The sequence below is a fragment of the Corynebacterium kalidii genome (genome assembly GCF_022869005.1).
GTDB lineage: Bacteria > Actinomycetota > Actinomycetes > Mycobacteriales > Mycobacteriaceae > Corynebacterium > Corynebacterium kalidii.
This window is the reverse complement of the sequence record NZ_JALIEA010000012.1, coordinates 508,807-530,434: the sequence shown is the minus strand read 5'-3', so window position 1 is coordinate 530,434 and position 21,628 is coordinate 508,807. Positions and strand designations below refer to the sequence as shown.

Sequence of the window (21,628 nt, the reverse complement as noted above, 5' to 3'; positions counted from 1 at the left end):
CACATTGCCAACAAGCAACCCGCCGGTAAACACCCGACGACAACCTGCACCCTGCACCAGCACCACCCGGACACTGTCCCGGCGTCTCGCTGACCAGGATTAATCTACACAGCACCCACCCGACACGCAAAACACCAGGTCACGCCCACTGTCTTCCCCATTCCCCCGTAACGACGGAACGGCGGTGGGGCCACCTGTCTCCAGGTAGCCCCACCGCCGTTCATGTCGGAGCCGTGACGCTATGCCCCGTCGACCAGCGTGATGCCGGCGAACCGCTTCTTGCCCTTACGCAGAACCAGCCAGTCGCCGGCGAGCAGGTCTTCCCGGCCCGGGTCCCACTCTGGGTCGGTCACCCGGACGTTGTTCACGTACGCACCGCCCTCCCCGATCGTCCGACGTGCGGCACCCTTGGACTTCTCCAGCCCGGCCTCGACGAACATGTCGACGACACCGGTCCCCGGGGCCACCTCCGCACAGTCGGTCTCGGACAGGGCACCGGTCAGGGTCTGCGCGTCCAGGTCCGCCAACTCCGCCTTACCGAAGAGGGCCTCGGCCGCCTTCTCCACCTTCGCCACGGCGTCGGCGCCGTGGACCAGCTCGGTCATCTCGCGGGCGAGGACCCGCTGGGCCTCCCTCTTGAACGGCCGCTCCTCGACTTCCACAGCCAGGCGGTCGAGCTCCTCCTTGCCGAGGAACGTGAACCACCGCAGGTAACGGATGACATCCGCGTCGGCGGCGTTGAGGAAGTACTGGTACCAGCTGTAGGGGCTCGTCATCTCCGGGTCCAGCCAGAGCTTGCCGCCACCGGTGGACTTGCCGAATTTACGCCCCTCCGAGTCGGTGACCAGCGGCACCGTGAATCCGTGGACCGTCTCGCCGTCGACACGGCGGTTCAGGTCGACACCGGAGACGATGTTCCCCCACTGGTCGGAGCCGCCGATCTGCAGCCGGCAGTTGTAGGTGCGCCGCAGCTGGACGAAGTCGTTCGCCTGCAGCAGCATGTACGAGAACTCCGTGTAGGACATCCCGTCGGTCTCCAGGCGACGCTTCACCGTGTCGCGGGCGAGCATGGTGTTCAGGCCGAAGTTCTTGCCCACGTCACGCAGGAAGTCGATCGCGGTCATCTCCGCGATCCAGTCGATGTTGTTCGCGGGGATGGCGGCGTTGTCCCCGTCGAAGGAGACGAACCGGGCGAGCTGCCTCGTGATGCGTTCGACATTCGACGCGACCTGCTCGGCCGTGAGCATCGTGCGCTCCCCCACGTCACGGGGGTCACCGATCATGCCGGTGGCGCCACCGGCCATGACGATCGGGGTGTGCCCCGCACGTTGCAGCCTGGCGAGCATCAGGAGGGGAACCAGGTGCCCCGCGTGCAGGGAGGGGCCGGTGGGGTCGAACCCGACGTACGCCGTCGTCGGGGTGTCCAGTTCCTCGCGCAGCGCCTCCAGGTCGGTGGACTGTGCGATCAGTCCGCGCCACTGCAGTTCATCGAGGATATTGCTCTGGGTGGTCATGTCGGTCATGCCAGGGGTCCTTCTGTACTTCTCGAGGGGTCAGTTCGTGGTCAGCGGCCAGCTGACGGCTTCGTCGGAGAGCAGGACGGGGATACCGTCCTGCACCGTATAGGCGATGCCCAGGCGCGGATTGACCAGATACTCCCCGTGGACCTCCAGGGGCTGCTTGTCCCGGGGGCAGACGAGGATCTCGAGAAGTCGGGGATCGATCATGCCCCTCAGTCTATCGCCATCGCGCGGCGACGGCGTGCACAGGGCCCCTGGTGGGGCCCCCGTGTCACCGGACCGTCGCGGCAGCCCAGCTCCGGGCGTCCTCGACGGCGGCCACCACGCGGCCGAGCTGTTCGGCCACGCGGTCGCCGGCGGTACCTCCGCGCGTCGAGCGGGACGCGACCGCACCGTCGACGGTCAGCACCTCACGCACGTCGACGGTCAGCGCCGGGTGCACCCCGGCCAGCTCCCCGTCGGTGAGCGACACCAGGTCCACTCCCCTGTTCTCGGCGATCCGGACGCACTGCCCGGACGCCTCGTGGGCGTCGCGGAACGGGACGCCCTGGCGGACCATCCACTCCGCAAGGTCGGTGGCCAGTGTGAAACCGGCCGGCGCGAGCTCGCGCAGACGCTCCGGGTGGAACGTCAGCGTACCGACCAGCCCCGCCATGGCCGGGAGCAGCAGGCGCAGCTGGACGACGGAGTCGACGATCGGCTCCTTGTCCTCCTGCAGGTCCCGGTTGTAGGCCAGCGGGAGGGCTTTCAGCGTCGCCAGCAGACCGGTGTGGTTGCCGATCAGTCGCCCGGTCTTGCCGCGCATCAGCTCCGCGACATCCGGGTTCTTCTTCTGCGGCATGATCGACGACCCGGTGGACCATTCGTCAGCGAGGGTGACGTAGCCGAACTCCGGCGTCGACCAGGCGATGATCTCCTCGGCCAGGCGGGACAGGTCCACAGCGACCTGCGCCAGGACGAAGGACGCCTCGGAGGCGAAGTCGCGCGAACTCGTCGCGTCGATCGAGTTGTCCCCGGCGGAGTCGAAGCCGAGTTCCTCGGCGATCGCCTCCGGGTCCAACGCCAGCGACGACCCGGCCAGCGCCCCGGACCCGTACGGGGACACGGCCAACCGCTTGTCGAGGTCGCGGAACCGGGCGACGTCCCGCAGCAGCGGCTGGGCGTGCGCCAGCAGCTGGTGACCCAGCAGCACCGGCTGGGCGGCCTGGAAGTGGGTCTTGCCCGGCATGACCACGTCCGGGTGCGCCTTCGACTGCGCGACCAGGGCGTCGACGACGTCGAGCACCCCGTCGGTGGTCTCACGGACGGCGTCGCGGACCCACATCCGGAACAGTGTGGCGACCTGGTCGTTGCGCGACCGGCCGGCGCGCAGACGTCCGCCGACCTCCGGGCCGACGCGGTCGATCAGCCCGCGTTCCATCGCGCCGTGGACGTCCTCGTCACCGGGGTCCGGGACGAAGGCGCCGGACTCGACGTCCGCACCGAGGCGGGTCAGTCCGTCGAGCATCGTCGCCAGGTCGTCCTCGGAGAGCAGCCCCGCGCGGTGCAGCACCTTGGCGTGGGCCTTCGAGGCCAGCACGTCGTAGGGTGCGAGCACCCAGTCGAAGTGGGTCGACTTGCTCAGCGCAGCCATGGCCTCGGACGGGCCGCCGGCGAAACGCCCGCCCCACAGCGCACCCTCGTTGGTGCCGTGCTGTTCGACGGAGTTCCCTGCAGGATTGTCGGTGGTCATGCGGGTCTACTTTCCGCCGCGGTCGCGCTTGTTGGCGATCTTCGACGACAGTCCGTGGAGCTCCACGAAGCCCTTGGACATCGTCTGGTCGAAGGTGTCGCCGGTGTCGTAGGTCGCCAGGTTGAAGTCGTAGAGCGACACGTCGGAACGACGGCCGTTGACCACGATCGACCCGTTGTGCAGGACCAGACGGATATCGCCGGTGACGTGCTCCTGGGTGGACTCGATGAAGGCGTCCAGGGAACGCTTCAACGGGGAGAACCACAGGCCGTCGTACACCTGGTTGGACCATTCCGCGTCGATCCCGCGCTTGTAGCGCGCCAGCTCGCGTTCGACGGTCACGTCCTCGAGGGCCTCGTGGGCGCGGATCAGCGTCAGGGCGCCGGGGGCCTCGTAGACCTCACGCGACTTGATGCCGATCAGGCGGTCCTCGACCATGTCCAGGCGTCCGACGCCCTGGGCACCCGCCCGGCGGTTGAGCTCCTCGATGGCCTGGAGCACGGTCACCTCACGGCCGTCGATGGCGACGGGCTTGCCCGACTTGAAGGAGATGATCACCTCGTCCGGGGCCTGACCGAGCGACGGCTCCTCGGTGTAGGCGTAGAGGTCCTTCGTCGGCGGGTTCCACAGGTCCTCGAGGAAGCCGGTCTCCACCGCGCGGCCCCACACGTTCTGGTCGATCGAGAACGGCGACGACGCCGACTGCTCGATCGGGACGTCGTTCTCCTCGGCGAAGGCGATCGCCTTGTCACGGGTCCACGCGAAGTCACGGGCCGGGGCGATGATCTTCAGGGAGGGGTCGGTGTCCATGAAACCGACCTCGAAGCGCACCTGGTCGTTCCCCTTGCCGGTGCAGCCGTGGGCGACGTGGGTGCCGCCGTGCTCCTGGGCGGCCTCGACCAGGTGCTTGACGATGAGCGGGCGGGAGATCGCCGAGACCATCGGGTACTGCTTCATGTACAGCGCGTTCGCCTTGATGGTCGGCAGGCAGTACTCCTCGGCGAACTCGTCGCGGGCGTCGACGATGATCGACTCGACGGCGCCGGCGCCCAGGGCGCGCTGACGGACGGACTCCATGTCCTCACCGCCCTGCCCGAGGTCGATGGAGACCGCGACGACGTCGCCTCCGGTCATCTGCTTGAGGTACGGGATGGCGACGGTGGTGTCGAGGCCTCCGGAGTAGGCGAGTACGACGCGGTCGGTCATGGTGTTCGTCAGTCCTTTCGGGTTGTGTGGGGGTTACGCGGATGGAAGTCCCAGCTTCTCAGCTGAGTGTATCTGGTGGGTGTGACCCACCGTGCACGGACGGTGCCGGCGACACCGAGATCTCGTGCAGGTGCTCGGCGAGGGCACGGCCGTCGACCGGGTCCCTGGCGAGGACGAACACGGTGTCGTCCCCGGCGATGGTCGCCACCACCTCGGGCAGGTCGGAGCGGTCGATGACACTGGCCAGGTACTGCGCCGCCCCGGGCGGGGTCCGCAGGACCGCGGTGTTCCCGGAGTGGTCGGTGGCGACGAGGAGTTCGACGAGGATCCTGCGGAGCCGCGCGGGCCCGTCCGCGGACAGGTCGGTGTCGGTCTCGCTGAGGCTGTAGAAGGACCGGCCGTCGGCCCGGACCTTGCGCGCCCCGAGGTCGACGAGGTCCCTGGACAACGTCGCCTGGGTGATCTCCACGCCTTCGGCGGCGAGGAGGTCCTGGAGGTGGCGTTGGCTCGCCACCCGCCGGGTGTCGACGAGCCGGGAGATCAACCCCTGTCGTGCCGACCGGGTCAACGGCGTCTGGGGGTTCAGCTCAGCAGCCATTCCAGCAGCGCCTTCTGTGCGTGGAGCCGGTTCTCCGCCTCGTCGAACACGACCGACTGGGGTCCGTCGATGACACCGGCGGTCACCTCGTAGCCGCGGTACGCCGGGAGGCAGTGCATGAAGACCGCGTCCTTGTCCGCCGTCGCCATAAGTTCCTCGGTCACCTGGAACGGCACCAGTGCGTCGGTGTCCCGGTCGGCGTCCATGCCCATCGACACCCAGGTGTCGGTGATGACGACGTCCGCACCGGTCACGTCGGGGGTCCCGGTGACGGTCAGTGTCGCGCCGGTCTCGTCGGCCCGGGCCTGCGCCCGGTCGATGAACCGCTGTTCGGGCTGGAAACCCTTCGGCGCGGCGATCGTGATGTCCACCCCGGCGGTCGCGAAGCCGAGCATGTACGAGTTCGCCATGTTGTTGGCCCCGTCCCCAAGGTACACGGCGCGGAGGCCCTTGAGGTCCCCCTTGTGCTGCCGGATGGTCAGCAGGTCCGCCAGAATCTGGCAGGGGTGGAAGTCATCGCACAGCGCGTTGACGACCGGTACCGTGGCGGTCTCGGCCATGTCGTGGAGGTTCTGGTGGGCCCCGGTGCGCCACACGACGGCGTCGACGAACCGGGAGAGCACGGCACCGGTGTCCTGGTACGACTCCTTCTTGCCCATCTGGGACTTCCCGGAGTCGACGACGACGGGGTGTCCGCCGAGCTGATGGATACCGACGTCGAAGGAGAACCGCGTCCGGGTGGAGGTCTTGTCGAACAGGACCGCGACGGACTTGTTCCGCAGGCTGGTCCGGTAGGGGTCCTTGACCATCTCCATGCCCAGGTCGAGGATCTCGGCCTGTTCGGCGACGGAGACGGAGTCGTCGGCGAGGAAGTGACGGGTCATGACAGCAGCTCCTTGATCGTGGCGAGTGATTCACGGATGTCGGTCTCCGTGACGGTGAGCGGCGGAACGAGCCGCAGTACGTCGGGCGCCGGTTGGTTGACCAGCAGACCGGCGGCCAGCGCGGCGTCGGCCAGGCCGGGGCGCGGCCCGTCGAGCACCACGCCGAGCATCAGGCCCCTGCCCCGGACGCCGGTGACCGCGTCCAGCGGTTCGAGGGCGGCCCGGATGATCCGTTCCATGTCGAGGACGTGTCCGCGCAGGTCCTCCGCGCGGATCGTGTCGATGACGGCGCACCCGGCGGCGCAGGCGACCGGGTTACCGCCGAAGGTCGACCCGTGGTGTCCCTTGGCCATCAGCTGGGCGGCCGGTGTCACGGCCACGCAGGCGCCGATGGGGAGGCCACCGCCGAGTCCCTTGGCCAGGGTGACGACGTCCGGCACCACGTCCTCCACCTGGTAGCCGAACCACCGGCCGGTCCGGCCGATGCCGGCCTGGACCTCGTCGACGACCATGAGGATCCCGTACTCGTCGCACAGCGCGCGGACCTCGGTGAGGAAGCCCTCGGGTGCGGGGACCACGCCGGTCTCCCCCTGGATCGACTCGAGGAAGACGGCGGCGGTGTCCTCGGCGCGGCCGTCCTGCTCCACGAGCGCGCGGAGGGCGTCGATGTCGCCGTAGGGGTAGAACTCCACGCCGCCCGGGAGCGGCTCGAACGGCGCCCGTTTATCGGGTTGCCCCGTCAGCGCCAGCGACCCCATGGTACGGCCGTGGAAACCGTGCTCCGCGGCCAGCAGACGGTTCCTTCCGGTCAAGCGTGTGATCTTGAACGCGGCCTCGTTGGCCTCGGCGCCGGAGTTGGAGAAGAACACCCGCGCATCCGGTCCAGTGAGCTCCTGCAGCTTCTCCGCCAGCTCGATGACCCGGGGGTGCGCGTGGATGTTCGAGGTGTGGCCGAGGGTCGCCACCTGGCGGGAGACCGCCTCGACCAGGGCCGGGTGCGCATGTCCCAGCGAGTTGACGGCGATGCCGGCCAGGAGATCGATGTACTCGCGTCCGTCGGCGTCGACGACGCGCGCCCCGGCCCCGGAGACCAGCTCCACCGCGGGCGTCCCGTAGGTCGGCATGAGGGTGGTGTCCCACCGCTGCTTCCAGGTGATGTCAGGCATGGGGTGACTCCCAGTCGTCGCGGGCGATCATCGTCCCGATGCCGCCCTGGGTCATGAGCTCGAGGATCACGGAGTGCCGTTCGCGCCCGTCGATGACATGGGCGGCGGACACCCCGGTACGCACGGCGCTCAGGCAGGCCTCCATCTTCGGGATCATCCCGGCGTCGAGGTCGGGCAGGATCTTCTCCAGTTCGTCCGGGGCGATCCGCGACACCAGGGAGCTCTTGTCCGGCCAGTCCGTGTAGAGGCCCTCCACGTTGGTGAGCACCACCAGACGTTCCGCACCCACCGCCGACGCCAGGGCGCCGGCGGCGGTGTCGGCGTTGATGTTGTAGACGTTGCCGTCCTCGTCCGGTGCGAACGGTGCCACCACGGGGATCCTGCCGGCGTCGACCAGGTCCATCAGGACGCTGGCGTCGACCTGGGAGATGTCCCCGACGCGCCCGAGGTCGACCTCGACCCCGTCGACGGTCGCGGTCCGACGCACGGCGGTGAACAGCCCGGCGTCCTCCCCGGACGTCCCGACGGCGAAGGGGCCGTGCTGGTTGATCAGGTTCACCAGTTCCCGTCCGACCTTGCCGAACAGGACCATGCGGACGTACTCCATGGTCTCGGGGGTGGTGACCCGGAAACCGCCGACGAACTCGCCGGGCAGGTTGACCTTCTCCAGCATCTCGGTGATCTGGGGACCGCCGCCGTGGACGACGATCGGGTGGGCACCCACGGTCCGCAGGAACGCCATGTCGGCGGCGAACGCGGCCTTGAGGTCCTCGTCGACCATGGCGTTGCCGCCGTACTTCACGACCACGATCTTGTCGCGGTAGTGCAGCAACCACGGCAGCGCCTCGGCGAGGACGTTCGCCCGGGTCGCCGGGTCCAGGTCGGTGGCGGCGCGGTAGACGACCTTCTCGGGGTCGGGCTCGGTCATGACTGCTCCTCTATGAGCTGTAGGCGGAGTTGATGTGGACGTAGTCGTGGGACAGGTCTGTCGTCCAGACCGTGGCCTTGCCCTCTCCCCCGGTCCCGAGGTCGACGAGCACGTCGATGTCGGTTCCGGAGAGGTCGACGTCACGGGCCCCGGGGGCGCCGGTGGCGTTGACGCAGACAGGCTGGCCGTTGAAGCTGACGGAGATACGGTCGGGGTCCATCGCCACCGGGGCCATCCCCACCGCAGCGAGCGTACGGCCCCAGTTCGGGTCCGAACCGAACATCGCGCACTTGAACAGGCTGTCACGTCCGAGGACGCGGGCGGCGACCTTCGCGTCGGCGTCGGAGTCCGTGCCGGTGACGGTGATCGAGACCCGCTTCGTCACACCTTCGGCATCCGCCTGCAGCTGCTTTGCGAGGTCGAGGCACACGGCGTGGACGGCGGTACGGAACTCCTCGTCGGACGGCGTCACCCCGGAGGCCCCGTTGGCCATGAGGATCACCGTGTCGTTGGTGGAGGTCGACCCGTCGATGTCGACGCAGTCGAAGGTCACCTCGGTGGACGCCTTGAGCGCCGGTGCCGGGTCCTCGACGTGTGCGTCGGTGGTCAGGACGATGAGCATCGTGGCCAGGGACGGGGCCATCATGCCCACGCCCTTGCCCATTCCGCCCAGGGTCCACCCGTCGCCGTGGAAGACGGCCTGCTTGCTGACCAGGTCGGTGGTCATGATGGCCTCGGCGGCGGCGGTGGCCGACTCCGGGGAGGTCGCGGCGTCTGCCCGGATGTCCGTGGTCAGCGTGTCGACACCGTTGAACACCTTGTCCATCGGGAGGGTGTCACCGATGAGTCCGGTGGAGCACACGGCGACGTCCGTGGCGTCCACGCCCAGCCGGTCCGCGACGGCCTCCGCGGTGGCCGCGGCGTCGCGGTCGCCCTGTTCGCCGTTGCAGGCGTTGGCGTTGCCGGCGTTGAGGACCACGGCCCGGAAGGTGCCGTCGTTGTGGGCGCGGGTGAGCTTCACCGGGGACGCGACGACGCGGTTGCGGGTGAAGACGGCTGCGGCGGTGTACTCGGGGCCGTCGTTGACGACGAGCGCCATGTCCGACTTCCCGGACGGCTTGATTCCGGCGGTGGTCGCCGCGGCGCGGAAGCCCGTCGCCGCGGTCACGCCCGTCGCCCCGGCGGACGTGGTCGGGTCAAGTTCTTGGCTCATGGTGGTGTGGTCCTCGTTCTTGTCAGAGTCCGGCCATCGGGAGACCTGCGGTCTCGTCCCAGCCCTGGATCAGGTTGAGGCACTGCACGGCCGCGCCGGCAGTGCCCTTGGTCAGGTTGTCGATCGCGCTGGTGGCCACGACCATGCCGTCGGTCACGGTGACCTGGATATGCGCCATGTTGGTACCGGCCACGCTCTTGACCTCCGGTTGCTCACCCTCCGGGAGCAGGTGCAGGAAGGGCTCGTCGGCGCAGAAGCGTTCGTAGGCGTCCCGCAGCGCGTCCGCGTCCCCGGTCGCCCGGGCGGTCACGGTCGTCAGGATCCCCCGGCCGAGCGGGGCGAGGACCGGGGTGAAGGTCACCCGCGTGTCGGCGCCGTCCGGTGCGACCCGCCGGATGTTCTGCGCGATCTCCGGGGTGTGCCGGTGGCTGCCGACCTTGTAGGCACGGAGGTTCCCCATGGTCTCCCCACCGAGCAGGCCCACCGCGGGCTTCTTCCCCGCACCGGTGACCCCGGTGACGGAGACAACGGAGACGTCCCGGCTGATCAGGCCCGCGGCCATCCCGGGCAGCATCGCGAGGGTGGCTCCGGTCGGGAAGCAGCCGGGTACGGCCACCCCGGTGGCCGCGGCGATCGTGGGACGGTTCCCGGGCAGCTCGGGGATGCCGTAGGGCCAGCTCCCGGGGTAGGTGCCGCCGTAGTAGGCGTCCCAGTCGCTTTCCGAGGTGAGCCGACGGTCGGCGCCGCAGTCCAGGACCACGGTGTCACCGAGGTCCAGTGAGGACGACACCCCGTGCGGCAACGCGAGGATCGCCACGTCATGGCCGGCGAGGACCTCTTCGGTAGTCTCCCGGACCACACGGTCGGCCAGCTGCGGCAGACCGGGGACGAGGCTGCCGAACCGCTGACCGGCGTTGGACGCGCCGGTGAGCGCGCCGATCTCGAAGTCCCGGCCGTGGCCGGGGTGGTTCAGGAGGAGGCGGAGCGCTTCTCCGCCGGCGTACCCGCTGGCGCCTGCGACTGCGATGGAAATCATGGTGCAAGTATGCACCGGGACGGCGAATGACGCAAGTTATGCATCATTCCGGTTTTTATACATACAGTGCCGGGTCCCGCCCCCCCGCCGCCGGGACCCCGGGGCGGCTAGCTCCGCAACGTCGCATCCACACGTTCCGCGGCGACGGCCACGGCCGCCTCACGCGCCACGGTGGCCTCGTCCTCGGTGAGGGTGCGGTCCGGGGCGCGGAACCGCAGGCTGAAGGTCAGCGAGCGCCGGCCCTCCCCCAACGCCTCGGAGTGGTAGACGTCGAACAGCCGGATGTGTTCCAGCAGTTCGCCGGCACCGTCCGCCAGCGCCTGCTCGACCTCGGCCGCCGGGGTGGTCTCGTCGACGACGACCGCCACGTCCTGGTTGACCGCGGGGAACGGCGAGATCACGGGCCGCGGGAACGACTCCTCCAGCGGCAGCGCGTCGAGGTTCATCTCCAGCGCCACGGTGCGCTTCGGCAGGTCGGCCCGCTCGCAGACCTGCGGGTGCAGCTCACCGGCATGTCCGACGACGGCGCCGTCGACGAGGATCTCCGCGCAGCGCCCCGGGTGCCACGGCAGGTACTCGGCGTTACGCAGCGTGATCTCGACGCCTGCGGCGCGGGCGACGGTACGCGCGGCGTCGAAGACGTCGGCGGCCTCGAACGCCACCGCGCCGCCCCAGGTGCCCTGGAGTTCCCGGTGACCGGCCGCGATGACCGCGACGTTCAGGGGCTGCACCGGCAGCGAGGACAGCAGCCCGGCCACCTCGTCGTCCGACGGACGGGCCGCGGTGGACGGCATCGGCGAGGTCCCCGACTCCGCCGTGGGCAGGGTGACCTGCTCGACCCCGTAGAGTGCGACGTCGTGCTGGCCGCGGGCGATGTTGCGGCGCAGGGAGTCGATCATCGACGGCAGCAGGCTGGTGCCGAGCGTCGCGACGTCACTCTCCAGCGGGTTGACGACGCGGACCGCGTTGCGACGCGGGTCGTCGGCGTCCAGCCCCCACACGTCGAAGACGTCGTTCGGGACGAAGGGGCTGGGCAGCACCTCCACGAAACCGTTCCAGGCCAGGGCGTGGCCGACCGCACGGCGCATGCGCTGCCGGGGGGACAGACCACGGCCGGCCGGGGCGGTCGGCACGATGGACGGGATCTTGTCCAGGCCCTCGAGCCGCAGGACCTCCTCGACGAGGTCTGCCGGCATGGTCAGGTCGGGCCGCCACGTCGGCGGGGTGACCTCGATCGCCTTGGCGCCGTTGGTGTCGCGCTCGCCGGTCTCACGCACCGAACAACCGACCTCCGTCAGCCGCGACACGGTCGTCCCGGACGGGTAGATCATGCCGGCGGTCTTGCCGGGACGCGAGGTGTGCATGTCGATGACCGGCATCTCCGGCACCTCCCCGACCAGGCTCACCCCCTCGGCGACCTGGCCGCCGGCGATACGGGTCAGCAGTGCGACCGCGAAGTCCAGGGCCGCCTCGATGACCGCCGGGTCCGTCCCCCGCTCGAAACGGCGGGACGACTCGGAGGACAGACGGTGCCGGCGCGACGTCCGGGCGACCGTGATCTGGTCGAAGTGCGCGGCCTCGAAGTACACGCTCGTCGTCGACGCGGAGATCTCCGAGGTGGAGCCCCCCATGACGCCGGCCATCGACTGGATGCCGTTGTCGTCGGAGATGACGACGTCCTCACCGGACAGGGTCCGTTCGACCCCGTCGAGGGTGGTGACCGTCCGCCCCTCGGCGGCGCGGTGGACGTGCAGGTCGCCGGAGATCCGGTCGGCGTCGAACGCGTGCATCGGCTGGCCGAGCAGCAGCATGATGTAGTTCGTCACGTCCGTCGGGGCGTTGACCGGGCGCTGGCCGCACAGCAGCAGCTCACGCTGGAGCCAGTACGGGGATTCGGCGTCGGCGGAGATCCCGGTGACCTTACGGATCCCGAAACGGGAGCACTTCGTGTCACCGTCCACGGTGATCCGCGGCAGGTCGCCACGGTCGGTGCCGTGGGGCAGCCCGGCCAGCAGGTCGGTCGGCAGTGCGGCGGCGGCCGGGTCGTCGGCGGGGTCACGGAACGTCAGCGAGAAGGAGCTGGCGAGTTCACGGGCCAGTCCCCGGGCGGAGAGCGCGTACCCGCGGTCCGGGGTGATGTTGACGTCGAAGACGGTGTCGTCGAGGCCGAGGAAGTCCCTCGCGTCCTCCCCGACCACGACCCGGGGGTCCTCCGCCTCGGCGCCGCGCAGGGCGATGATCCCGGCGGTCTGCACCGACGCCAGCCCGAGTTCGGCGGCCGAGCACATCATCCCCTCGGACGTCCGCCCGTAGGTCTCACGCGCACTGATCTCGAAGCCACCGGGCAGCACCGCGCCCGGCAACGAGACTATGACGACATCGCCCTCACGGAAGTTCCGCGCACCGCAGATGATGTGCTGCAGCTCGCCGGTGCCGTTCGCGTCGCCGACGTTGACGTCGCAGTAGCGGATGGGCTTCTTGAAACCCTCGAGCTCCTCGATGTGCTCGACGCGGCCGAACACCAGGGGCCCGGTGGTGGGCTCGATCTGCTCGTACCCCTCCGTCTCGAACCCGACGCGTACGAAGCCGGCGTCCAGCTCCTCTGCCGGGACGGTGAACGGTGCGGTGGAGGTCTTCAGAAGGCGGGTGAGCCAGGACTGTGAGATCAGCATTGACGGGTGCTCGGTTCCTCTAGGTTCTACAGGGGTTGTTCCAGTGGTGGCGCGGGCTCAGCCGCGGATGCCGAAGGGCTCGGTGAATCGGACGTCGCCCTCCACCATGTCGCGCATGTCGGGCAGCCCGTTGCGGAACTGCAGCGTCCGCTCGATTCCCATGCCGAAGGCGAAGCCCGAGTAGACCTCCGGGTCGACACCGACGGCCGTCAGCACGTTGGGGTTGACCATGCCGCAACCACCCCACTCGATCCAGCCGGCCCCTCCCTTCTTGTCGGGGAACCAGACGTCCACCTCGGCCGAGGGCTCGGTGAAGGGGAAGAAGTTCGGGCGGATCCTGGTGACCGCGTCCTCGCCGAACAGGGTCCGGGCCAGGTGGTCCAGGGTGCCCTTCAGGTGTGCCATCGTCAGGCCCTTGTCCACCGCCAGACCCTCGACCTGGTGGAAGACCGGGGTGTGGGTCGCGTCCAGTTCATCGGTGCGGAACACGCGCCCCGGGCAGGCGATGTAGACCGGCACGTCCCGGTCCAGCAGGGTGCGGACCTGCACCGGGGAGGTGTGGGTGCGCAGCACCTGGCCGGAGCCGTCCGGTCCGATGTGGAAGGTGTCCTGCAACGTCCGCGCGGGATGGTCCGGCAGGAAGTTGAGGGCGTCGAAGTTGAAGTACTCCGCCTCGACCTCGGGGCCTTCCGCGATCTCCCAGCCCATGCCGACGAAGATGTCGGCGATCTGCTCCGACAGGATCGTGATCGGGTGCTGGGCACCGCGCTGACCACGTGCGGTCGGCAGGGTGACGTCGATGCGCTCCGACGCCAGGACCTCGGCGTTGCGCTTCTCCTCGAGAGCCGCCTTCGCCGTGGCGAACGCCTTCTCGATGCGGCCCCGCGCCTGGTTGACCAGTCGGCCGGCGTCCTTGCGCTGATCCTTGGGTAGCGAGCCGAGGTTACGGCGTGCCGCCGGTACAGGGGCGTCGTCACCGAGGTGGGCACGGCGTAGGTCCGCCAGGGCATCCAGGTCCGCGGCCCCGGCGAACGCCGTCACGGCGGCCTCCGCCGCGGCCTCGAGTCCCGCCTCACTCATGTCGATGTCGTCAGCCACCTAGCGCACCTCGCACTCAATCTTGTCCCGGTCGATCCCCTTTTGGAGTCGACTCAAGATGATACCAAGGTCACCGGAACGCCGGGAGGTCGGGGACACGTCCTCCCGGACCGTTCTCAGGCGCCTCTGGCGACCCGCGCGGTCTCGTAGAGACAGATCGCCGCGGCGGTGACGAGGTTGAGGCTCTCCGCCGCACCACGCATCGGGATGGACACCCGGACGTCGGCGAGGTCCTGCCAGTCCCCCAGACCGTGGGCCTCGTTCCCGAAGAGCCAGGCGATCCGCTGCCCCAGCAGTGCGGGTTCACCGTCCTGCGACACAGCCGCGGTGTCCAGGGAGATGTCACCGTCGCCCGAGGTGGCCAGGACGGTGTATCCACGCTCGTGGAGCAGGTCGATGACCTCCGCGACACCGGTGTGCCGGGCGACGGGGAGGTGGAACAGCGAACCCGCCGACGCGCGGACCGCCTTACCCCCCTGGGGGTCGACCGTGGAACCGGCGAAGATGACCGAACCGGCGCCCGTGGCGTCAGCGACCCGGACGAGGGCGCCGGCGTTACCTGGCTCGGCGGTCTCGACGGGGACGGCGACGAGGTCCCCGACCAACGCCTCGGACAGGTCCACGAGCTGGTGGCGGCACAGCGCGAAGATACCGGTGGGTGTGACCGACTCCGACAGGGCTGCGGCCGCGCGGTCGGTGATCAGGTGCACGCGGACACCCCGGTCGTCGGTACCGGTGAGGGTGTCGAACTCTGCACCGACGGCGTCGAGGCCCCGCTCGGTGAGGTACACCTCGACGACGTCGCCGTACCGCAGTGCCGAGGAGACCGCGTTGGAGCCTTCCGCGAGGAAACGGCCCGCCTTCTTCCGCGCGGCGGCCCGGTGCAGTTTCGCCGCGTTCACGATGCGCGGGGTGCGCTCGGTGAAGGGCTCGTCCCCCATCCAGGTCCGCCAGTCGGCTGCGAGGGGGCGTGCGGGGGACGGTGCGGACGGGTTCTCAGTCATGGTCCACGATTCTAGCCTGGGGCCGTCCGCCCGACCCCACCTGCCCGACTTCACATGCCCGGAACCGGTACAGGTCCGGTGCAGGCCCGGTGCCGCTCCGGCCGTCGCCGGAAACGCAGAAACCGCGCCGACCGCCCGTGGGGTACACGGAGACGGTGGCGCGGTGGGACGCAGGGTCCTTAGTTGGACGCCGGTGCGTTGACGTCCTCGGGGAGGGCAGCCTTGGCAGCCGCGACCAGGGCGGTGAAGGCCTGCGGGTCCGAGACGGCGATCTCGGCGAGGTTCTTCCGGTCGACCTCGATGCCGGCGAGACGCAGGCCCTGGATCAGACGGTTGTAGGTGATGTCGTTCGCGCGGGCGGCGGCGTTGATACGCTGGATCCACAGCTTGCGGAACTCACCCTTGCGTGCGCGACGGTCGCGGAACGCGTAGGTCTTGGAGTGGAGGACCTGCTCCTTGGCCTTGCGGTACAGGCGGGAGCGCTGGCCGCGGTAGCCGGAGGCCTCGTTGAGGATCTCGCGGCGCTTCTTCTTCGCGTTCACTGAGCGCTTGACACGTGCCATGGTGGGACGTCCTTATCTTCTAGCTTCTTGATACTCGGGATGTTCCGGGTTGCCCGGTGACCCCTGGAATTACTGGATACGAGTCGAGACGGTGGAGGCGCTCAGGCCTTGCCCAGCAGGCGCTTGATGCGCTTGACGTCCGCCGGTGCAACGTCCTCGGTGCCCTTGAGGCGACGGGTGCGCTTGGAGGGCTTGCCCTCCAGGAGGTGGCGACGGTTCGCCTGCTCGCGACGCAGCTTGCCGGAACCGGTGACCTTGATGCGCTTGGCGGTGCCCTTGTGGGTCTTCTGCTTCATCGTGGATCCTTAACTTCTTCGTGGGTAGGTGCCGACCGGTGAGGTCGGGGAACTACTTCTTGCCCTTGCGGACAGGTCCCAGCACCATCGTCATATTGCGACCGTCCTGCTTTGCACGGGTCTCAACAACGCCGAACTCACGCACATCGTCCGCCAGCCGCTCGAGCAGCCGGAAACCCAGTTCCGGGCGGGACTGCTCCCGTCCGCGGAACATGATGGTGACCTTGACCTTGGACCCCTTCTCCAGGAACCGGACCACGTTGGACTTCTTCGTCTCGTAGTCGTTGTCGCTGATCTTGGGGCGGAACTTCTGCTCCTTGACCACGGTCTGCTGCTGGTTCTTGCGTGACTCGCGGGCCTTCTGGTCCTGCTCGTACTTGAATTTGCCGAAGTCCATGATCTTGCACACGGGCGGCTTGGCGTTCGGTGCAACCTCGACCAGGTCGAGGTCCGCGTCATAGGCCAGCTTGCGTGCATCGTCGATTCGGACGATACCGACCTGTTCGCCACCCGGACCGACCAGTCGGACCTCGGGGACTCGAATCCGGTCGTTTATGCGAGCTTGTGCGCTGATGAGAACTCCTCAGTAGCAGTGGTAGAAACTTGTACCGCGTACTGCGAGTGTTGTCCCCCCGGACGATACTTCTGTACCGCACCTCGGACGGTCAGGACATACCCGCACTGCGGTTGCCGTTGACCGTTCCGGTGACCCGAGCCCTGCCGGATCGGCGGTCTCAGGTGGGAGTGACTCCACTTGCAGCCTGACATCGTTGACAGGCGGTAGTGACGCCAACACTAGCAGCCTACCTGCCCAGGCACAAACCCGGCGACGGACCGGGCCCCGCCTGGTAGTTTCAGACCATGAACAGGATGTACCCGTCCGACGACGAGCCGCTGGACACCGACCTGCTCCGGCAGCGCCTCGAGGCGTCACTCCGCCGGTCCGAGGAGGCGCACCGCGAGACCGTCCGTCTCACCACGGAACTGCTGGCACGCCTGGAGATGCCGTCGGCCACGTCTCCGACGTCGCCACCGTCGACGGTACCCGGCACCCCGCGTCCCGCGAACTGGCCGAGTGCACCGCCGGCGCCCCCAGCCCCCACGACCCCCACAGTGCCCCCGGAGACCCGCCACCGCCCGACTGTCCCGACGGCCGCTCCACTCCCGCCGGCCCCTCCGGTACCTGCGACCCCCGGCCCACTCGCCCGGTTCCTGGAGGACAAGGACAAGGTCACCCTCGGGGTGTCGGTCCTCGGCGCCGTCATCACGGTGATCGGACTGGTCTTCCTCGCGGTCCAGGCGTTCAGCCGGGGTTGGCTCGGCCCGGCCAGCGCGGTCTCCGGCGCCGCCGTGCTCTGCCTGCTGCTGGTCGTCGGCGGGTTCGCGGTCCACCGACGCAGTCCCGACGGCCCGACCGCCCCCGCGTTGATCAGTGTCGGTGTCCTCGGGATGTTCACCGACCTCTGGGTGCTGGTGTTCGGTCTGGGGTGGCTCGACCCCGGCCCGGGTGTGGTCCTGGTCGCGGGCATCGCCGGCTCGGGAATGATCACCGCCTGGGCCTGGTCACGCCAACCGCTCGCCGTGATCCTGCTGCTCGCCGGGACCGTCTTCCTCACCCCGGCCATCCTCCATCTCCTGCAGGTCACCGACTCCTCCCGGCTCGACGCCCTCTCCCTCACCGTCGTCGCCCTCATCGGTGCCGCAACGACCTGGCACCGGGCATGGCCGGCGGCCGCCCTGTCCTCGGCCGTCGTGTTCGGTATCGGGGCCGTCGTCCTGTTCAGCGCCGGCCAGCACACCGCCCTGGTCGCGAGCGCGCTCGCCGGCGTCGCCGTCATGTGCCTGCTCGGCTCGTCCGCGCCGTACCAGACCGCGACGCTGTCCGCCGCATCCCGGTGGCTCCCGGTGTCGACGCTCCCGGTCGTGCTCCTGATCGCCGACGGTGCCGGCGACCTCGGGATGACGGCGACGACGGTCGCCTGCCTGGTGGTCGCCGGGGCACCGGTCGCCTACGCCGCTGCCGGCGCCGTGCTGTCAGGGACGTCCCTGCGGTCCGCGCCCGACCGTCCGACCGACGCCGCCGGTTCACCGTCCGCGACCCGCCAGGCGGCACTGTGCTGCGGCATCGCGGGGATCGTCGCCCTCCTGATGGTCAGGCAGGACGACCCCTACGCCGGCGGGGCCCTGTGGTGGATGATCGCCCTGCTCTCACTGGCCACGGTCCTGCTTCTGCTGTCGGACCACCTGCCCGTGCCGCTGGTGTGGATCGTCTTCGCCGTCACACTCGCCTACGCACTCCCCCGTGCCGTCCCGGCGTGGGGCCCGTCCGAGGCCTCCCCCGCGTTGATGTGGCCCGTCCTGCTGCTGTTGGCCGTCCCCGGCGCACTGGCGCTGGCACGGTCGCGGTCGCTCGGGGCACCGACGGAGATCGCGGTCGGCCTCGCCGGGCTCCTGCTGGTCCTGGTGAGCTCCGCGATCCCGTTGCTCTCCGTCACCGTCAGCGACACCGACGTCGCCTTCATGGCCGGTCACCTGGTCACCTCCGTCACCTGGATGGGGCTCGGTGTGACGATGCTGGCCCGCGGCAACGGCAACACCGGTCTCGCGCTGGCGCTGCTGGCCGCGGCGAAACTGGTGTTCTACGATCTCTCGGCGCTCTCCGGCCTGATCCAGGTCGCGGCCTTCATCATCTGCGGTGCGATCCTCCTGGGCGCGGCGATCGCCCGGGAACGCCGACGTGGCGCCCACACCCAGCCCTCGGAGACAGCACCGGCGGAGTCCGCCCGGTCAGAGCAGCTCGCGGAGGAATGACCCGGTGTGGGACGCCTCCACGCCGGCGATGTCCTCGGGGGTGCCTTCGGCCACCACGGTGCCGCCACCGGCGCCACCTTCCGGGCCCATGTCGACGACCCAGTCCGCGGCCTTGATCACGTCCAGGTTGTGCTCGATCACCAGGACGGTGTTGCCCTTGTCCACCAGCCCCTGGATCACCAGCATCAGTTTGCGGATGTCCTCGAAGTGCAGGCCCGTGGTCGGCTCGTCCAGGATGTAGACCGTCCGTCCGTTGGACCGTTTCTGGAGCTCACTGGCCAACTTCACGCGCTGCGCCTCACCACCGGACAACGTGGTGGCCGCCTGGCCGAGCCGCAGGTAGCCGAGCCCGACGTCGACCAGGGTGTCGAGGTAGCGGGCGATCGAGGTGATCGGGGCGAAGAACTCCGCCGCCTCACTGATCGGCATGTCCAGGACCTCGGAGATCGTCTTCCCCTTGTAGTGGACCTCGAGGGTCTCCCGGTTGTACCGCGCACCGTCGCAGACCTCGCACGGGACGTAGACGTCCGGCAGGAAGTTCATCTCGATCTTCAGCGTGCCGTCGCCACGGCACGCCTCACAGCGCCCGCCCTTGACGTTGAAGCTGAAACGCCCCGCCTTGTAGCCACGGACCTTGGCCTCGGTTGTCTCGGCGAAGAGGGTCCGGATCTTGTCGAAGACACCGGTGTAGGTCGCCGGGTTGGACCGGGGTGTCCGGCCGATCGGGCTCTGGTCCACCCGTACCAGTTTGTCGAGCTGGTCCAGTCCGGTGACTTTACGGTGGTGTCCGGGAACCTGGCGGGCACCGTTGAGCTCGTTGGCGAGGACCTGGGCCAGGATGCCGTTGACCAGACTGGACTTCCCCGAACCGGAGACACCGGTCACGCAGGTCAGGATACCCAGCGGGAAACTGACCGTGACGTTCTTGAGGTTGTTCTCGGTCGCCCCGTGCACGGTGATCGTCCGGGACCGGTCGACCGGCCGACGCTCGTCGGGCACGGCGAGCAGCCTCTTTCCGGAGAGGTACTGACCGGTGAGCGACTCCTCGGCCTCGAGGATGCCGTCCGGTTCGCCCTCGTAGACGATCCGCCCGCCGTACTCGCCGGCACGCGGCCCGATGTCGACCAGCCAGTCGGCCGTCCTGATGGTCTCCTCGTCATGTTCGACGACGATGAGGGTGTTGCCGAGGTCCCGCAGATGCTGCAGTGTCCTGATCAACCGCTTGTTGTCCCGCTGGTGCAGTCCGATGGACGGTTCGTCGAGGACGTAGAGCACGCCGGCCAGACCCGAACCGATCTGGGTGGCCAGACGGATGCGCTGGGCTTCGCCGCCCGACAGCGTCGCCGCCGCACGCGACAGGTTGAGGTAGTTCAGGCCGACGTCGAGCAGGAAGGTCAACCTCGCCTGGATCTCCTTGAGCACCCGCCCGGCGATCATCTCGTCGCGGCTGGACAGGCTCAACCGGTCCAGGAACTCACTGGCCTCCTCGATGCTCAGGTCGGAGACGTCGGCGATCGACTTCTCGCCGAGCTCCGAGCTGATGGTGACCATCCGGATCTCCGGGCGCAGACGCGTCCCCTCGCACGTCGTGCAGGGGACCTCGCGCATGTAACCGAGGAAGCGCTCCTTCTGGTGCTCGCTCTCGGCCTGGTCGATCTTGCGGTGAAGGTAGGGCATGACGCCCTCGAACGGCGCCGAGTACTGGCGTGACCGGCCGTACCGGTTGCGGTAGCGGACGGTGATCTCCTCGGGATGTCCGTGGAGGACCGCCTTGCGCTCCTTCTTGGTGAGCTCCGCCCACGAGGTCCTGGGGTCGACCCCGATGTTCTCGGCGAGTGCCGCGAGAAGCTTGTCGAAGTATTTGTGGTTCGGGCTCGACGCCCACGGCGCGACAGCGGTCAGCAGGGGCGCGTCCTCGTCCGGGATGATCAGCTGCTCGTCGACCTCCAGACGGGTCCCGAGCCCGTCACACACCGGGCAGGCGCCGTACGGGCTGTTGAAGGAGAAGCTCCGTGGCTCCAGCTCGTCGATGGCGAGCGGGTGTCCGTTGGGGCAGGCCATGTGCTCCGAGAAGCGGCGGTACCGGTTCTCGTCGGAGTCGTCGAGGCCCACGAAGTCGATGACCACCCGCCCGTCCGCGAGCCGCAGTGCGGTCTCGACGGAGTCGGTGAGGCGTTGCTTCTGGGACGGTTTGACCTGGAGTCGGTCGACGATGACGTCGATATCGTGCTTGACCTGCTTCTCGAGGGTCGGCGGGTCGGACAACCGGTGGGTCTCCCCGTCGACGAGCACGCGGGAGTACCCCTCCGCGGCGAGGTTCTCGAAGAGGTCGACGAACTCGCCCTTCCTGGTCCGCACCACCGGGGCGAGCACCTGGAACTTCAGCCCCTCCTCCATCTCCAGGATCTGGTCGACGATCTGCTGGGGGGTCTGCGCCTCGATGCGTTCACCGCATTCCGGGCAGTGGGCTACTCCTGTCCTGGCGAACAGCAGGCGGAGGTAGTCGTGGATCTCCGTGATCGTGCCCACCGTCGACCGGGGGTTGCGGTTGGTCGACTTCTGGTCGATCGACACCGCCGGGGACAACCCCTCGATGAGGTCGACGTCGGGCTTGTCCATCTGGCCGAGGAACTGACGTGCATAGGACGACAGGGACTCCACGTAGCGGCGCTGCCCCTCGGCGAAGATGGTGTCGAAGGCCAGCGATGACTTCCCCGAGCCCGACAGCCCGGTGAAGACGATCATCCGCTCGCGCGGCAGGTCAATGTCCACGCCCTGCAGATTGTGTTCCCGCGCTCCACGCACGGTGAGGATCTCAGCCACCCGGTTCTCCTTCATGGAAGTTCGTCACTGCGTCGCCATCGTACGTCAAGACCCCCTCCCGGTCGAACGGATAGTCGA

Annotated in this window: 18 protein-coding genes; 1 reads left to right on the top strand and 17 read right to left on the bottom strand. The window is 68.9% G+C overall.

The annotated features are described in order from the left end of the window. Window positions 1-239: 239 nt before the first annotated feature. The 16 genes from tyrS to infC form a co-directional block, all read right to left on the bottom strand. Window positions 240-1,514 (bottom strand): tyrosine--tRNA ligase, encoded by a 1,275-nt coding sequence (tyrS, locus tag MUN33_RS08240; RefSeq protein ID WP_244804445.1) that lies wholly within the window; start codon window positions 1,512-1,514, stop codon window positions 240-242. 39 nt (window positions 1,515-1,553) lie between these two features. Next, a complete protein-coding gene (locus MUN33_RS08235) occupies window positions 1,554-1,727 on the bottom strand; it encodes a Trm112 family protein (protein WP_244804407.1) in 174 nt (57 codons plus the stop codon). A gap of 64 nt (window positions 1,728-1,791) precedes the next feature. After that, the gene (argH, locus tag MUN33_RS08230) at window positions 1,792-3,252 is read right to left on the bottom strand and encodes an argininosuccinate lyase (protein WP_244804406.1); all 1,461 of its coding nucleotides are present in this window, start codon (window positions 3,250-3,252) and stop codon (window positions 1,792-1,794) included. A 6-nt stretch (window positions 3,253-3,258) separates the two neighbouring features. Continuing rightward, entirely contained in the window at window positions 3,259-4,458 is a 1,200-nt protein-coding gene (locus MUN33_RS08225) for an argininosuccinate synthase (RefSeq protein ID WP_244804405.1), read from the bottom strand. Window positions 4,459-4,516: 58 nt separating this feature from the next. Then, the gene (argR, locus tag MUN33_RS08220; RefSeq protein WP_244804404.1) at window positions 4,517-5,056 is read right to left on the bottom strand and encodes an arginine repressor; all 540 of its coding nucleotides are present in this window, start codon (window positions 5,054-5,056) and stop codon (window positions 4,517-4,519) included. Then, window positions 5,041-5,940 carry an ornithine carbamoyltransferase gene (gene argF, locus MUN33_RS08215; RefSeq protein WP_244804403.1) on the bottom strand — a complete coding sequence of 300 codons (900 nt, stop codon included), beginning with the start codon at window positions 5,938-5,940 and terminating at the stop codon, window positions 5,041-5,043. The genes argR and argF overlap by 16 nt, the downstream gene beginning before the upstream one ends. Next, window positions 5,937-7,106 carry an acetylornithine transaminase gene (locus tag MUN33_RS08210; RefSeq protein ID WP_244804402.1) on the bottom strand — a complete coding sequence of 390 codons (1,170 nt, stop codon included), beginning with the start codon at window positions 7,104-7,106 and terminating at the stop codon, window positions 5,937-5,939. The genes argF and MUN33_RS08210 overlap by 4 nt, the downstream gene beginning before the upstream one ends. Beyond that, a complete protein-coding gene (gene argB / locus MUN33_RS08205; protein ID WP_244804401.1) occupies window positions 7,099-8,034 on the bottom strand; it encodes an acetylglutamate kinase in 936 nt (311 codons plus the stop codon). The genes MUN33_RS08210 and argB overlap by 8 nt, the downstream gene beginning before the upstream one ends. A 10-nt stretch (window positions 8,035-8,044) precedes the next feature. Further along, window positions 8,045-9,247, bottom strand: a complete 1,203-nt coding sequence (gene argJ, locus MUN33_RS08200) for a bifunctional glutamate N-acetyltransferase/amino-acid acetyltransferase ArgJ (protein ID WP_244804400.1) — start codon at window positions 9,245-9,247, stop codon at window positions 8,045-8,047. 22 nt (window positions 9,248-9,269) lie between these two features. Next, window positions 9,270-10,283 carry an N-acetyl-gamma-glutamyl-phosphate reductase gene (gene argC, locus MUN33_RS08195; RefSeq protein WP_244804399.1) on the bottom strand — a complete coding sequence of 338 codons (1,014 nt, stop codon included), beginning with the start codon at window positions 10,281-10,283 and terminating at the stop codon, window positions 9,270-9,272. A 107-nt stretch (window positions 10,284-10,390) separates the two neighbouring features. Further along, a complete protein-coding gene (gene pheT, locus MUN33_RS08190; RefSeq protein ID WP_244804398.1) occupies window positions 10,391-12,955 on the bottom strand; it encodes a phenylalanine--tRNA ligase subunit beta in 2,565 nt (854 codons plus the stop codon). A gap of 57 nt (window positions 12,956-13,012) precedes the next feature. Further along, window positions 13,013-14,035: a phenylalanine--tRNA ligase subunit alpha gene (gene pheS, locus MUN33_RS08185; protein WP_244804444.1), complete on the bottom strand. Its 1,023-nt coding sequence runs from the start codon at window positions 14,033-14,035 to the stop codon at window positions 13,013-13,015. 134 nt (window positions 14,036-14,169) lie between these two features. Next, on the bottom strand, window positions 14,170-14,994 hold the full coding sequence (locus tag MUN33_RS08180; RefSeq protein WP_244804443.1) for a TrmH family RNA methyltransferase: 825 nt from the start codon (window positions 14,992-14,994) through the stop codon (window positions 14,170-14,172). A 242-nt stretch (window positions 14,995-15,236) separates the two neighbouring features. Continuing rightward, entirely contained in the window at window positions 15,237-15,620 is a 384-nt protein-coding gene (rplT, locus tag MUN33_RS08175) for a 50S ribosomal protein L20 (protein ID WP_244804397.1), read from the bottom strand. A 101-nt stretch (window positions 15,621-15,721) separates the two neighbouring features. Then, complete coding sequence (gene rpmI, locus MUN33_RS08170; protein ID WP_038548938.1) at window positions 15,722-15,916, bottom strand: 50S ribosomal protein L35; 195 nt, start codon at window positions 15,914-15,916, stop codon at window positions 15,722-15,724. A 52-nt stretch (window positions 15,917-15,968) separates the two neighbouring features. Next, on the bottom strand, window positions 15,969-16,490 hold the full coding sequence (gene infC, locus MUN33_RS08165) for a translation initiation factor IF-3 (RefSeq protein ID WP_244804442.1): 522 nt from the start codon (window positions 16,488-16,490) through the stop codon (window positions 15,969-15,971). Window positions 16,491-16,777: 287 nt separating this feature from the next. On the opposite strand from infC, the gene MUN33_RS08160 reads away from it, so the two are divergent. After that, window positions 16,778-18,727, top strand: a complete 1,950-nt coding sequence (locus MUN33_RS08160; RefSeq protein ID WP_244804446.1) for a DUF2339 domain-containing protein — start codon at window positions 16,778-16,780, stop codon at window positions 18,725-18,727. Here the strand turns inward: MUN33_RS08160 and uvrA are convergent. After that, the gene (gene uvrA / locus MUN33_RS08155) at window positions 18,704-21,550 is read right to left on the bottom strand and encodes an excinuclease ABC subunit UvrA (RefSeq protein WP_244804396.1); all 2,847 of its coding nucleotides are present in this window, start codon (window positions 21,548-21,550) and stop codon (window positions 18,704-18,706) included. The genes MUN33_RS08160 and uvrA overlap by 24 nt on opposite strands. Window positions 21,551-21,628 lie beyond the last annotated feature (78 nt).